This window comes from Novosphingobium sp. PC22D, assembly GCF_002556635.1.
Lineage (GTDB): Bacteria > Pseudomonadota > Alphaproteobacteria > Sphingomonadales > Sphingomonadaceae > Novosphingobium.
In genome coordinates this window covers 19,973-33,832 of the sequence record NZ_MWMO01000015.1, presented here as the reverse complement: position 1 = coordinate 33,832, position 13,860 = coordinate 19,973, and the positions used below count along the sequence as shown (strand labels likewise).

The window sequence follows — 13,860 nt, the reverse complement described above, 5'->3', positions numbered from 1 at the left end:
GGCTGATCCTCTCATGCCAGAGCCCGTTCGGCCCGGATCACGCCGCTTTCATCCGCCCCGTCCGCATTCGGCCTCACCGCCAGTGCACCCTCGTCACGCAGCACCCATTCGCCGGGGGGATGACGCCGCGCGCGGAACAGCTCGGCGCGCCAGGCGGGCGTTCCCGGCGCCTGCGGATTCCAGCGCGGGCGTATCGAAGGCGCGGACGCGGCCTGCCAGCGCATCCGCGCCGAGGACAAGTCGCGCGCGGCGTCGATCCGCACCAGCCAGAGCGGCACGCCGTGGCGCTCGGCCGCCAGCGTCAGGCGGCGCGAGACGGTGAAGTCGAGCGCGCGGGGATTGCCCGCGATCTCACCGATGACGAAGGCGAGATCGCGGCAACGCAACCCCTCCTCGAGCGCGAAGAGCGCATCCTCCGGACTCTTCGCGGCAACGTGAATCAAGCGGTGGCGCAGCCCTTGCGGCAAGCCGGGACGATAGGGCCTGCCGGTACGGCGCAACGCCTCGCGGTCCTGCACCCAGAGCCACATGCGCTCGTCGGGCACGTCGGCGACCGGATCGGAGCGCCGGGCGCGCATGTGGTCGAGCGCGAAGGCAAGCGCAAGCGCGGCTCCGGCCGCTTCGGAGCCTGCGGCGAAGATTTCGCCATGGGGGACGTCCGCCAACGCCGCGCCGGGCCGCCATTCGGCCCTGCGCTTGGCCACGAGCGCGCCCGCCGCGGGGATCGGAAAAGTGGCCGGATCGAGCGCCGAATCGGCCATGGGATCGGGGGGTGCCTGAATCATGTTCCATTTATGTTCTTGGACTCGGTGATTGGCAATGGCCCGTTTGGACAGGGCAAAAAAGAAGGGGGCGCTCGGCCCCCTTCCCTCATCCGTAACGGACGCGCCTCAGACCGGCGGCACCGGCTGCGGCGGCGCGTCGGGATCATCCTCGTGCACCTCGATATGACCCAGGCCGACGTGGCTCTTGCGATAGCCGTAGGCGAAATAGACGATTAGCCCGATCCCGCCCCAGACGGGCAAGACCATCTTCGCTTCGAACGGCAGGTTGGCGTACAGGCCCAGCGTTCCCAGGATCGCCAGCGGCGCGACCACCCAGACCAGCGGCGTGCGGAACGGACGCGGACGGTCGGGCTGGGTGCGGCGCAGGATCAGCACCGCGATCGCCACCATGAAGAACGCGAAGAGCGTGCCCGAGTTCGAGATGTCGGCGAGCTGGCCGACCGGCAGGAAGGCAGCGAAGAAGGCGACCGCGACGCCGGTGATCATCGTCACGATGTGCGGCGTCTTCCACTTGGGATGGATCGTGGCGAGCTTCTCGGGGAGCAGGCCGTCGCGCGCCATGACGAAGAAGATGCGCGTCTGGCCGAACAGCATGATCAGGATGACCGAAGGCAGCGCGAGGAAGGCGGCGACACCGATCAGGTCGCCGATCCGCTCCCACCCGACCTCGCGCAGAACATGCGCCAGCGCCTCGCGCGAGCAGACCAGCGGCTCGGTGCCCGCGGCGGCAAGCGCCTGGCACTGCGCCGCAAGCTCGGGCGTCCCGGGCGCGAGGATCTCGCCGTTGGGCCCGGAGACCGGCTGCGAGCCGATCGCGCCGATCGCGCCGGCGGCCACGAGCAGGTAGAACACGGTACAGATCGCGAGGCTGCCGACGAGCCCGATCGGTACGTTCCTCTGCGGGTTCTTGGTTTCCTCGGCCGCGGTTGAGACCGCGTCGAAGCCGACGTAGGCGAAGAAGATAGAGGCCGCTGCACCGACCGCGCCGAGCCCGGCGCCGTGGCCGTTGCCGAACCAGCCGTTGGGCAGGAACGGCTCGAAGTTCTCGCCCTTGAGCACCGGCAGCGTCAGCACGATGAACACGGTGAGCGCGGTGACCTTGATGGTAACCAGCACGGCGTTCACCCGCGCGCTCTCGGTCGTGCCGACCATCAGCAGCAACGTCACCAGCAGCGCGATGACGAGCGCGGGCAGGTTGACGATGCCGCCCGCATAGGGCCCGACCACCAGGGCCTCGGGCAGCGATATGCCCCAGGAATTGAGCAGACCGACGAAATAACCCGACCAGCCGACCGAGACCGCGCTCGCCGCGACCGCGTATTCGAGGATCAGCGCCCATCCGACCATCCAGGCGAGCAGTTCGCCCATCACAGCATACGTGTAGGTGTATGCCGAGCCCGAGACGGGCACCATCGAGGCAATCTCGGAATAGCACAAGGCCGCGACGCCGCAGACCACGGCGGCGATGACGAAGGCCCACATCATCCCCGGCCCCGCCTTCTGCGCCGCCTCGGACGTCAGCACGAAAATACCCGTTCCGATGATCGCGCCGACACCCAGCAACGTAAGCTGAACAGCGCCGAGCGTGCGGGTGAGCGATTTCTTCTCTGCCGTCGCCAGAATGGCGTCGAGCGGCTTGACGCGTCCGAAAATCATGCGGGGAAAGGCTCCTGCGAGGCGCGCGACGGACCCGACCGCCGCATCGAGTGCAAGGCGTAATGCTTATGCTCTTTTTTGCACCGCGCAATCCCGCTTCACGCAACTAACCCCGGGAAAAGACCGAAGAGCACGATGAGAACGACCGTCGGGGCGGGTGAGCAAAGCCCGGCGATCGTTTGCGAACCAGCTTGCCCTTTGCGGGACCGCTCGCCGGCGCTAGAAGCCCCGCCATGTCCACGACCTTCCAGCTCGACACGGCGACCAGCCGCGCAAACCCCACGCCGCAGCCGATGAAGCGGCTCACCGTCCCGGCAATCAAGCGCCGCAAGTTCGAAGGGAAGACCGAAGAGCCGCTGGTCATGCTGACGGCCTATACCGCACGGCAGGCGCAATTGCTCGATCCGCACTGCGACATGCTGCTCGTCGGGGATTCGCTGGGGCAAGTGATCTACGGCCTCCCCTCGACGCTGCCGGTGACGCTCGAGATGATGATCGCCCACGGCGCGGCGGTGGTGCGCGGCAGCTATCACGCGGTGGTGATCGTCGACATGCCCTTCGGCTCCTACGAGGCAAGCCCGCAGCAGGCTTTCGAAGCGGCCAGCCGGGTCATGGCCGAGACCGGCGCCGCGGCGGTCAAGCTCGAGGGCGGGCAGGCGATGGCCGGGACCATCGCCTTCCTCTCGCAGCGCGGCATTCCGGTGATGGCGCATGTCGGGCTTACCCCGCAGGCGGTCAATGCGCTGGGCGGCTACGCCGCGCGCGGGCGCAGCCAGGAAGAGCATGAGAAGATCATATCCGACGGCAAGGCGGTCGCCGATGCCGGCGCCTTCGCGGTCGTCGTGGAAGGCGTGATCGAGCCGATCGCCGTTTCGCTGACGCAATCGATCGAGATCCCGGTCATCGGCATCGGCGCTTCGGCCCAATGCGACGGACAAGTGCTCGTGACCGAGGACATGCTCGGCATGTTCGAACGCGTGCCGCGCTTCGTGAAGCGCTATGGCGACATGGCCGGATTCATCGGCGAAACCGCCGCCAAATACGCCGAGGACGTGCGCTCGCGCGCGTTTCCGGGGCCTGAGCAGACCTACCAGCCCAAGCCCTGAATTCGGGCGGAGGCGCGATTTTCAGCCCTGCGCCTGATCGGCGAGGCGCAGGCGCGCCTCTGCGAGCAGCGGACTGTCGCCCATCAGCAGCCGCGTCTTGTCGAGCAGCGCCGCCGCCTGCTGGCGCTGCTGCCGCAGCGCGGTGAGCGCAACCCCGAGCGCCTGCGCCGCGACCGGATTGGCGCGCTGCAGGCGATAGGCCGCCCGCGCCCGCGCTCGCGCGGCGACGGAATCGCCGAGGCGCACCTCAACCAGCGCCAGATCCGAGAGCAACTGCACGTCGCGCCCCGTTCCGGTCGTCGCCAGGTAGTCGAGCAGCGCCCGTGCGCGGGTGCCGTCGCCTTCGGCCAGCGCGAGCAGCGCCGCGAGCCGCAGGCCGGTCCGGTCGGTCGGGTTCTGCGACACATAGCTTTCGACCAGCGCCTGCGCCTCGGCCATGTCGCCGGCGAGCGCGAAGGCCTGGAAGCGACGTTTCAGCAACGAAGCGGGCATGCGGATTTCGGCTGCGGCGGCATAGTGCTTCTCCGCCTCGCGCGGGCGCCCGAGGACGAGGTCGACATCGCCCGCAAGCAGTTCGTTCGTGTAGTTGCCCGGCAAGGCGCGGCGATAGCCATCGACGATGCGTTCGGCCTCGGCGGGGTGATCGCCCGCCAGCATGACGCCAATCGCGCCCTGTTCGGGCTCGACGCTGAATCCCGCCTGACGCGGCGCCGCAGCGCGATCGAGCAAAGGCGCGGCGAGGTCACGCCGTCCCAGCGCTTCCCAGGCGCGGGCCACCGTCGTGAGCACGTAGGGGTCGGCGCCGGGCTCTTCGACTTCGGGGCCGAGGCGCCGCGTCAGGTACCGGTACTGCCCGTCGAGATAGAGCGCCCGCGCCAGCAGCATCTTCGCACGGTCGTTGGTCGGCCGGCGCTCGAGGAACAATTCGAGCTCCTCGGCCGCCGCCCCGGCATTGCCCTCGGCCAGATCGAGCACCGCGTCGAACAGCATGACCGCGGGCACGTCTTCCAGCTTGTTGCGCGTGCGGTTCATCAGCGCGCGGGCCAGTCCGTAGTCGCCCGCGCGCGCCGCGATCACCGCCTGGATGTAGTAGGCGCGCGGCTCGCCGGGCTGGATCTCGAGCACGCGCCGCGTCAGCGCCACCGCCTCGCTCGCGCGGTTGAGTTCGCCCAGTGTCGCGGCATATTCGAGCAAGGCCGGCCCGTCGCGCGGATCGAGCGTCAGCGCCGTCTCGAACCACGGCAGCGCCGCCATGAGGCCATAGCGGTCGCGGATGAGCTGGCCGCGAAAGGTCAGCGCGGCAACGTCGCGCGGATCGAGCGCCACGGCCTGCTCGGCCGCGTCGATCGCCAGCGCATGCTCGCCGCCCGCGTAGCGCAGCCGCCCGATCTCGATCCACAAGTCCGCGCTCTCGCGGTCGATCGCGAGCGCCTTGTCGAAGGCCCTGCCCGCCTGCGGCAGATTGCCCTCGGCCTGTTCGAGCCGACCGAGCGCGCGCCACCCGGCAAAGGCGCTCTCCTCATCGAATTGCCCGGCTTCAAGCCACGCGCGGGCGGCGTCCCGGTCGTCCTCGGTCAGCAGCGCCTCGCCCATGTAGGCCGCGACCGCCTCGCGCGGGGCCCCGGCCTTCAGCGCCTTGGCCAGCTTCGCCTCGGCATCGATCCCGTCGCCGCGCCGGATCGCCTCGCGCGCCTCGCCGATCAACGCCGCAGCGCCGCCGTCCTGGGCTCCCAGCGGACCGGCAAGCGATGACACGAGCAACAGGAAGGCCGCCCCGAGCGGCCACGCCCTCGTGCATCGCGTCAGTGCCGGATCAGGCGCTGAGATCGTATTGCTTGAGCAGGTCATAGAGCGTCGGCCGGCTTATCCCGAGCATCTTGGCCGTGCTCGAAATGTTGCCCTCGCTGCGCGCCAGGGCGTGGCGGATGACCTTGCGATCGGCAAGCTCGCGCGCCGACTTGAGGTTGAGCGCGCTCACCGCCTGCTCGTCCGGGTTTTCGAGGTCGAGATCGACTGCGCCGACCAGCTTTTCGTCCGCCATGATCACCGCGCGCTTCACCCGGTTTTCGAGCTCGCGCACGTTTCCGGGCCAGGGCCAGGAATCGATCGCGGTCAGGGCGTCGGACGCGAAGCCGCGCACCTTGGGGTTCATTTCCTTGGCGAAGCGCGAGAGGAATGCCTTGGCGAGCAGGATCGCGTCGCCCGGCCGCTCGGCCAGGCTCGGGATCTTCACCACGATCTCGGCGAGCCGGTAGTAGAGATCCTCGCGAAACCGCCCGTCGGCGATCATCGCCTCGAGATCCTGGTGCGTGGCGCAAACGATGCGCGTGTCGACCGGGATCGATTCGCGCGATCCCACGCGCTCGATCACCCGTTCCTGCAGGAAGCGCAGCAGCTTGACCTGAAGCTGGAGCGGGATGTCGCCAACCTCGTCGAGAAACAGCGTGCCTCCGGCGGCCTGCTCGATCTTGCCCGGCGTGGTCTTGACCGCGCCGGTGAAGGCGCCCTTCTCGTGGCCGAACAGTTCGCTTTCGAGCAGGTTCTCCGGAATCGCGGCGCAGTTGATCGCCACGAACTCACCGTCGGCGCGGTCGCTCGCATCGTGCAGGCCGCGCGCCAGCAGTTCCTTGCCGGTGCCGCTCGCGCCGAGCAGCATGACCGAGACCTTGGTGTTGGCGACGCGCTCGATCGTGCGCGCCACCCGAACCATCTCGGGCGCGGCGGTGATCAGGCGGCCGAGCACCTGCTCTTCCTTCTCGACCTTCGAGGCGAGCTTGCGGTTCTCGGCCTCGAGGCGGTGGAGCTGCAGCGCACGGCGCACGATGAGGCCGATCGCCTCGATGTCGACGGGCTTCTGGTAGAAATCGTAGGCACCGCGCGCGATGGCCGTGAGCGCGCTTTCGCGAGCGCCGTGGCCCGAGGCGACGATGACCTTGGTATCGGGCTTGAGTGCCATGATCTCGTCGAGCACAGCAAAGCCTTCGGAGGTGCCGTCGGGATCGGGCGGAAGGCCGAGATCGAGCGTGACCACGTCGGGTGCCTCGGAGCGCAGGAGCGCGAGCGCCGAGGGACGGTCGCCGGCTAGGATGACCTCGAAATCCTCGTAGGCCCACTTGAGCTGTGCCTGAAGCCCCGCGTCGTCCTCGACGACGAGAAGCTTGGGTTTGGTTTCGCTGGTCATGCCACTCTCTGTTCGATGCCGTTGATGTTGTCGAAGATGTCGGTCGCCGCGCTCAGCGGAATGCGGACCACGAAACGCGAGCCCAGGCCTTCGCGCGATTCGACCTCGAGCCGCCCGCGCATCGCGCGAACCAGCTCGCGGGCCTCGAAGGCGCCGATGCCGAACCCGCCGTTCTTGGTCGAGTAGAACGGCTTGAACAGCTTGTGCCGGACGAAATCGGGCGACATTCCCGATCCGGAATCGAGAACTTCGAACCGCGCGTTGAGGCCTTCGGTGCTTACCGACACGAAAACCGGGGATTCGGACTGGCTCGCGTCGAGTCCGTTCTGGACGAGATGGACCAGCACTTGTTCGAGCGAATCGACGTTCGCGGTGATGGCGATGTTCTGCGCCTGGGTCAGCACGACCTGCTCATTGCCCTGAAAGTGGCTCATCACGCGGGCCAGCACGTCTTCGGCAGATACCGTTTGGAGCCGGTCGACCGCGCCCTTGCCGTAGCGCCCGAGCCGGGCGAGCAGGGCGGTGAGCTTGTCCGAGGAATTGCGCAGCGTCACCAGCATGTCGGCGCGGAACTCGGGATTGTCGGCGTGCTTTTCCGCATTGCGGGCGAGCAGCGAAAGCTGGCTCGCGAGATTCTTGATGTCGTGCATCACGAAGGCGATGCGGCGATGGAATTCGTCGAAGCGGCTCGCCTCGGCCAGGGCTTCCTGGCTGGAGTTCTCCGCGAGATAGCTCGCGAGCTGCTGGCCGACGACGCGCAGCAGATCGAAATCTTCCCAGTCGAGCTTGCGGACCAGCGCCGGCCGCGCGAGCACGACCATGCCGATCAGACGTTCGAAGTGCACCAACGGCACCAGAGCCCAGGCTTGCCGCGCCTCGATCAGCCAGGCCGGAATCTGCTCGCGGATCGCCGACAATTCGTCTTCGGCGCGGATGTCGTCGAGATCGACGATGTAGTTCTCGCGCTCGAAGAAGCCGACGGAGGCCGTCGGGATTGCCGCCGCCGGGACTTCGAGTTCGGGCCAGTTCCACCGGGCCGCCAGCGTGAGATCGCCGTGGTCGCCGGGAGTCAGCAGCAGCCCGGCGGGGCAATCGGGAATATCGGCCACGGCCTGGACGACCCGCTCACCCAGCGGCGCCGCTTCCGACCCGCTGTTGCCGATCGTGCGGGTGAAACGCAGCCATTCCTCGCGGTAGTCGTAGCGGTGCTGGAACAAGTGCTTGGCGAGAGTCACCTTGAGCCACCCACGCACCCGCTTGGACGGCAGGACCAGCAAGGCGGTCGCGCTCGCCAGCGTCACGAAAACGAGCTCCATGACCCGCGCGAAGTCGCCGCCCATGTACGAGAGCCACTGGGCGATGGCCACCATGGCGACGAGGTAGATGCCGATGACCATGAGCGAAAAGGTCTGGAAGGTCACCGCGCGCGAGGGCCGGATGCGCACGAAATCGCGCCCCTTCGAAGCCCCGACCATGATCAGGCCGCCCATGATGATCGTCGCCGCGCCGCGCAGCACGGCGATCTCGGCCGGCCAGGCGTCGGAGAGGTAGGCGATGGTGTAGAGATTGAGATCGAAACCGTAGACCACCGCAAGCGCGGCCGCCGGCCAGCGCAGGCTCGTGCGCACATCGCGCGAAGCGCCCGCGTAGAGGTTGTGGATGAGCACCAGCGCGCCCACGGTCAGCAGAAGACGCACGATGATGCTGAATTCGAAGAGGGGTCGCAGCGCCAGTCCCGCATCGGGCAGCCGGGTCACCACGAAGGCGGCCGAGAGCTGGAGGCACTCGACGAAGGCCAGCGACAGCACCACCGGCCGGATCGGCGCGAGGCTGGCGTGACGGCCGTCCCCCGAGAACAGGCGGTAGATCACCAGCAGCCAGCCGAGGTTGCGCAGCGATTCCGCGATCGTCGCGCCAAGATTGCCCGGCGGCGCGGCGACGTTTGCGATCTCCATGACCGCGGTCAGCAGCAGCGCGGCGGCGATCGCGGTTCCGGCGGGTCGGAACGCAGCGCGGCGCGGCCAGAGCCACGCGGCCAGCGCGGCGCAGACGATGGCGGCGCAAATGCCCAGGACGTGGCCCATGAAGATCCACATATCGCCTGCGGCCACCACCATCACCGCGCGCCCTCGTGCCAGAGCACGACCCGCAGCGTCTGCAGGATGATCAGCAGATCGAGGAAGGGCGTGTAGTTCTTGGCGTAGTAGAGGTCGTATTCGAGCTTGTTGCGCGAATCCTCGATCGAGGCGCCGTAGGGATAGTTGACCTGCGCCCAGCCGGTTATTCCCGGTTTCACCATGTGGCGTTCGGCGTAGTAGGGTAGCTGTTCCTCGAGGTCGGCGACGAATTCGGGCCGTTCGGGACGCGGGCCGACGAAGCTCATCTGGCCTTTCAGCACGCTCCAGGCCTGCGGCAACTCGTCGATGCGCACCTTGCGGATGAACCTGCCGATCCGTGTGACGCGCGGGTCGTCCTCCGTCGCCCACTGGGCGCCGTCGGCCTCCGCGTCGGTGCGCATCGAGCGCAGCTTCACGCATTCGTAGTTCTGGCCGAACAGCCCGACGCGGGTCTGCCGGAAGAACGCGGGGCCCTTGCTGTCGAGCTTCACCAGCACCGCGAAGATCACGATCAGCGGCGCGGTCAGAACCAGCAGCAACGCGCTCGCCGCGACGTCGAACACGCGCTTGGACGCGCTAGAGAGCATGCGACCGGACGAGAACCCGTCCGAAAAGATCAGCCAGCTCGGATTGAGCGTGTCGAGATCGACGCGGCCGGTCTCGCGTTCGAGGAAGCTGGAGAATTCGTTGACGTGGACGCCCGCGGTCTTGATTCGCAGAAGGTCCTTTAGCGGGAGCGCGTTGCGCCGCTCCTCCAGCGCGAGGACCACCTCGCTGACGCCGAGATTCTCGACATAGCGCGTGAGGTTGTGGATCGCCCCGCGTGCGATCGCCTCCTCGACGGCCGGCGCGGCCTCGCCCATCGCGACATAGCCGACGATCGCGAATCCCGCCTCGGGACGGTGACTGAGCTGACGCAGGCGCTCGGCGCGGTTGCCCGCCCCCAGCACGAGCACGCGGCGACGAAAGGCCGCGGTTCCCAGGAGGCTGCCCAGCAACACGCGGTTGAGCATGAGCAGAACGATCGCAAGGCCCATGGCGTAAGCCAGCGTGGAACGCCAGAAGGTCTGGCCGCCAAGCAGGAAGTCGACGAAGGCAAGCGCGATGACGCCAAGCGAGATCGCGACGAGGATGCGCGCTCCGGCAAAGCGCAGCGAGCGCAAGGCATCCGATCCGTATACCCCGACCGCAGTCATGGCCAAGAGGATCATCAGCGCGAATCCGGAATGCGCGGCAAGTCTGGTGGAGAGCGCCGCGGGCTCCATGCCGATCTGGCTTGCACGCAACTGCCAAGACAGCTCGTTCGCACCCACCAGCAGAATCGCGTCGACCAGCCACAACAGGATGACCGCATGCGGGATGTAGTGCTTGAAAAGACGAATCATCGTGCGCGGGGTCTCTCTCGAACCTTCGTTGGCTCGCTCGAAGACTCTAGGACCAATGCGTAAAATGTCGGTAAATCTGACAGGTTGCGCGATGCGCCGCGCTGAACCGAATTGGCGATCACGGGAGATCGTTCGCCGAATGTCGGCGCAGTTTACAGCCGGCTCGCAAGCTCGGGCACAATGCGCCGGGCCTCGGCAAGCCAATGGTAACCATACGATCCTGAAGATCGATTAACCGGTTCGCTCTAGATTGCCGCGCCATGCCACGGCTCGCCCGCCCCCCGGCGCTCAATGCCAAGATCTACCGCCATTTCGCGGTGGTGACGATTCTCGTCACCGGCGCGGTCGCGCTCGTGACCGATGACGGCGGCGACGGGGGACTGGGGAGCCAGGCCGCGGCGTATCAGTCCGATTCGGTCGATCTGGCGATCGAGGCCGACACCAAGCGGCGCAGCAGCAGACGCCTCGCACAAGAACTGGCTCCCGATGACTGGGGGGACGACAACGATCTCCTGCCCACCAACTACGTCGACGCGGACTTAGGCGGCTCGCCCTCCTACAGTTCCGTCGCCACGCAAGCGATCGCCCCGGCCCGCGCCGGTCTCCGGCAAGGACCGCCGCCGGGCATGACCTACGAGGAATGGCTGGCCTGGCTCGAATCGACCAGGAAGCGCTCGCTCAATCCGGATTCCGACGATGCAGCGCCCTCGTCGGGCGATGTTCAGAACCTTATCAACCAATCGCGCATGCGCGCCGGCGAAGGCAACGAATAGCGCCTTTCGCGATTCTTTCGCTCAGCTTTCGCCGGATTTGGCGAGCAGGCGCATCGTCGTCGCGGTGAGCGCTTCGGCGGCCGTGCCGACCACGGCCTCGGCATCGGGCGCCCAGAAGGGACTGTGCAGCGACGGAAGCTCGGCACCGTCGCGCCGCGCCGCCGCGAACTTCTCCGCCGGAACCCCGCCGACGCGAAACAGCATCGATTTCCTGTGCTCCGGATCGGCGAGGTAGTATTCGCCGAAGTCCTCGCCGACCATGGCCGGCGGGAGCACCTTTACGCGATCCGTGCCGAACCGCTCGCGGAAGTTCGCCAGCATGTCGGCCGCGAGATCGGGGGAGTTGTACGTCGCGCGCGTGTACTCCTCCTTCACCATGACGACCGGCAAGCTGTCTTCGGCGATTCCCGAGGCGATTGCCTCGCCGCGCGCGATCCGCTTGATCGCTGCGAGCACGCGCTCGCGCGTCGTGTCGCTGTAGGTGCGCACGGTCAATTGCAGTTTCGCGGTGTCCGGGATGATGTTGTAGGTCGCCCCGGCGTGGATCGAGCCGACAGTGACGACGGCGGGATCGGTCGGGTTCTGCTCGCGGCTGACGATCGTCTGCAGCTTGTTGACGATGGCGCTGGCGAGCACGATCGGATCTTTCGTCGTGTGCGGCGAAGCACCGTGACCGCCCTCGCCCTTGACCTCGATGTCGACGCTATCGGTGTTGGCCATGGCAAAGCCCTCGGTCCCGCCGAGCACGCCGGCGGCGAGATCGGCCGAATCGTGGAAGGCGAGCACGTAGTCGGGCTTGGGAAAGCGCTCGAAGAGCCCGTCCTTGATCATCGCTCGCGCGCCCTGCCCGAGTTCCTCGGCGGGTTGCCCGATCATCACCAGCGTACCCGACCATTGGTCACGGCGCGCGGCGAGGAGTCGGGCCGTCTCGATCCAGGCGGTCATGTGCGTGTCGTGCCCGCAGGCGTGCATGACGTAGCTCTCGACCCCGGAGGTGACCGAAGCCGCACGCTTGGTCGACGCGAAGGGTAGCCCCGTCTTCTCCTCGAGCGGCAGTGCGTCCATATCGGTACGGATCATCAGGGTCGGACCCGGGCCGTTGCGCAGAACCGCGACCACCCCGGTCTTGCCGACGTTCTCGGTCACCTCGAAACCGGCCTCGCGCGCGGCCTTGGCGAGGATCGCGGCAGTGCGGACTTCGGTGAAGCCCAGTTCGGGATTGGCGTGGAGATCGCGGTAGATCTCCATCAGCCCCGGCATGTCCGCCGCGACCTTTTCGCGCAACGGCGCGGTCTGGGCGGAAGCGGGCAACGAGGAAGCGGGCAACGAGAGCGCGAGCGCGGCGAGCGGGACAATGTGACGAAGCGACATCCCCACAGGCTATGACCGAAGGCGCCGATCCGCAACGGTCGAACCTTGCGTTTCCCGCATGATGACGTTGCGCCCCGGCGTGGTGCCCCTGGCCCGACTCGAACGGGCACGTCTTGCGACAAACGATTTTGAGTCGTTCGCGTCTACCATTCCGCCACAGGGGCACGGCCTGGAGCGCGACGCTTAGCCGCGTGTCCCGCGCCGTTCAAGCGTCAGCCGTATCGTTTCAGAATTGCCAATCGACCCCGACATTGAGCAGACCCGCGCGGCTGTCGCGGCCGGCGCCGAGTGCGCTGACCTCGAAGCTGGGGCCCTCGCCCGTCGGCCGGTAGGACCAGCGCGGCCCGAGCGGGTCCTCGGCGAAGCGCGGCGCTTCGCGGCCGACGCGCTCACGCTCACGGTCGCCGCGCGGCATGGCGCGGGCCGAGATCGAGCGCGCGAGATCGAAATCGCGCGCGCGCTCAAGTTCGTGGACGGAGTTTTCCCCGCGCGCCTGAGCGGCGGAAGCGCCGGCGGCCCAGGCGACCGGGACAAGACAAGCACAGGTGAGACCATTGCGCGTCATACGATTCCCAACCCATCGGGGAGCCGTATGTTTCCCATCGCGTGGTTAAAATAGCGATAAGCCCCGCGCCGCAGCGCCGGTCAGGTCTTGAGCGCGTTGGCGACCAGCTTGTGCAGCTTGGAGTGCAGGCCGTCGTTCGCGGCGAGGATCTCGGTGTCGCAGACCGCCTGCGAGCGACCGCGCCAGTCGGTCACGAAACCCCCGGCCTCGCGCACCAGCAGGCATCCGGCGGCGGTGTCCCACGGGCTGAGACCGCCTTCCCAGAAACCCTCGTAGCGGCCCGCCGCGACCCAGGCGAGATCGAGCGCGGCCGAGCCGAACCGCCTGATTCCGGCAACGTCGGGACCGAGCGCGTGATAGATCTTGGTCCACTGGCCCATGTCGCCGCGACCCGAGAAGGGAATGCCGGTGGCGATCAGCGCCTCGTCGAGATGGCGCCGCGCGGAGACGCGCAAGCGGCGATCCTGGAGCCAGGCGCCGCGGCTCTTCTCGGCCCAGAAGCTCTCGTCGGTGATGGGCTGGTAGACGATCGCGGCGATGACGTCGCCCCAGCCGCCGTTGATCGACTTGTTGCCGTCGAGACGCGGCTCCTGCGCCGCGATCGAGACCGAGAAGTGCGGGATGCCGTGGAGGAAGTTGCTGGTGCCGTCGAGCGGATCGACGATGAAGCGCGGCATGCCGGGCTCGCCCTCGATCACGCCCCCTTCCTCCATCACGAAGCCCCAGCCGGGCCGCGCGACCTTGAGTTCGTCCCAGATCGTACGCTCGGCCGCCTGGTCGGCCTTCGAGACGAAGTCCGAGGGCCCCTTGCGCGAGACCTGCAGGTGCTCGACCTCGCCGAAGTCGCGGCGCAGGCGCTGCCCCGCCTTGCGGGCGGCCTTCTCCATCACCCGGATGAGACCCGATACTGCGGCCATCGTA

At 67.7% G+C, this 13,860-nt stretch carries 11 protein-coding genes and 1 tRNA gene; 2 read left to right on the top strand and 10 right to left on the bottom strand.

The genetic code is table 11. The features are described 5' to 3' along the window. Positions 1–11: 11 nt before the first annotated feature. Both B2G71_RS24560 and B2G71_RS18580 read right to left on the bottom strand, forming a co-directional pair. Positions 12–785: a hypothetical protein gene (locus B2G71_RS24560; RefSeq protein ID WP_240530225.1), complete on the bottom strand. Its 774-nt coding sequence runs from the start codon at positions 783–785 to the stop codon at positions 12–14. Between the two features lie 105 nt (positions 786–890). Beyond that, complete coding sequence (locus tag B2G71_RS18580) at positions 891–2,441, bottom strand: amino acid permease (RefSeq protein ID WP_098108214.1); 1,551 nt, start codon at positions 2,439–2,441, stop codon at positions 891–893. 233 nt (positions 2,442–2,674) lie between these two features. On the opposite strand from B2G71_RS18580, the gene panB reads away from it, so the two are divergent. Then, complete coding sequence (gene panB / locus B2G71_RS18575) at positions 2,675–3,547, top strand: 3-methyl-2-oxobutanoate hydroxymethyltransferase (RefSeq protein WP_098108213.1); 873 nt, start codon at positions 2,675–2,677, stop codon at positions 3,545–3,547. A gap of 21 nt (positions 3,548–3,568) precedes the next feature. Here panB and B2G71_RS18570 read toward each other — a convergent pair whose 3' ends face one another. From B2G71_RS18570 to B2G71_RS18555, 4 genes are read right to left on the bottom strand one after another with little or no spacing between them, the layout of a single operon-like run. Further along, positions 3,569–5,302, bottom strand: coding sequence for a tetratricopeptide repeat protein (locus B2G71_RS18570; protein WP_240530233.1), 1,734 nt, complete (start codon positions 5,300–5,302; stop codon positions 3,569–3,571). 58 nt (positions 5,303–5,360) lie between these two features. Then, positions 5,361–6,728, bottom strand: a complete 1,368-nt coding sequence (gene prsR / locus B2G71_RS18565) for a PEP-CTERM-box response regulator transcription factor (protein WP_098108211.1) — start codon at positions 6,726–6,728, stop codon at positions 5,361–5,363. Further along, entirely contained in the window at positions 6,725–8,845 is a 2,121-nt protein-coding gene (prsK, locus tag B2G71_RS18560; protein WP_240530224.1) for an XrtA/PEP-CTERM system histidine kinase PrsK, read from the bottom strand. Before prsK ends, prsR begins: the two co-directional genes overlap by 4 nt. Further along, the gene (locus B2G71_RS18555; protein WP_098108210.1) at positions 8,845–10,230 is read right to left on the bottom strand and encodes a TIGR03013 family XrtA/PEP-CTERM system glycosyltransferase; all 1,386 of its coding nucleotides are present in this window, start codon (positions 10,228–10,230) and stop codon (positions 8,845–8,847) included. The genes prsK and B2G71_RS18555 overlap by 1 nt, the downstream gene beginning before the upstream one ends. 260 nt (positions 10,231–10,490) lie before the next feature. Here B2G71_RS18555 and B2G71_RS18550 point away from each other — a divergent pair, with 260 nt between their 5' ends. Further along, positions 10,491–11,003 (top strand): hypothetical protein, encoded by a 513-nt coding sequence (locus tag B2G71_RS18550; protein ID WP_098108209.1) that lies wholly within the window; start codon positions 10,491–10,493, stop codon positions 11,001–11,003. Between the two features lie 21 nt (positions 11,004–11,024). Here the strand turns inward: B2G71_RS18550 and B2G71_RS18545 are convergent, their stop codons facing one another. From B2G71_RS18545 to B2G71_RS18530, 4 genes are all read right to left on the bottom strand, one after another. Beyond that, positions 11,025–12,374: an amidohydrolase gene (locus B2G71_RS18545; protein WP_098108208.1), complete on the bottom strand. Its 1,350-nt coding sequence runs from the start codon at positions 12,372–12,374 to the stop codon at positions 11,025–11,027. Between the two features lie 80 nt (positions 12,375–12,454). Continuing rightward, positions 12,455–12,538, bottom strand: a tRNA-Leu gene (locus B2G71_RS18540). A 62-nt stretch (positions 12,539–12,600) separates the two neighbouring features. Next, complete coding sequence (locus B2G71_RS18535) at positions 12,601–12,939, bottom strand: hypothetical protein (RefSeq protein WP_098108207.1); 339 nt, start codon at positions 12,937–12,939, stop codon at positions 12,601–12,603. An 80-nt stretch (positions 12,940–13,019) separates the two neighbouring features. After that, a complete protein-coding gene (locus B2G71_RS18530; RefSeq protein ID WP_098108206.1) occupies positions 13,020–13,856 on the bottom strand; it encodes an inositol monophosphatase family protein in 837 nt (278 codons plus the stop codon). Positions 13,857–13,860 lie beyond the last annotated feature (4 nt).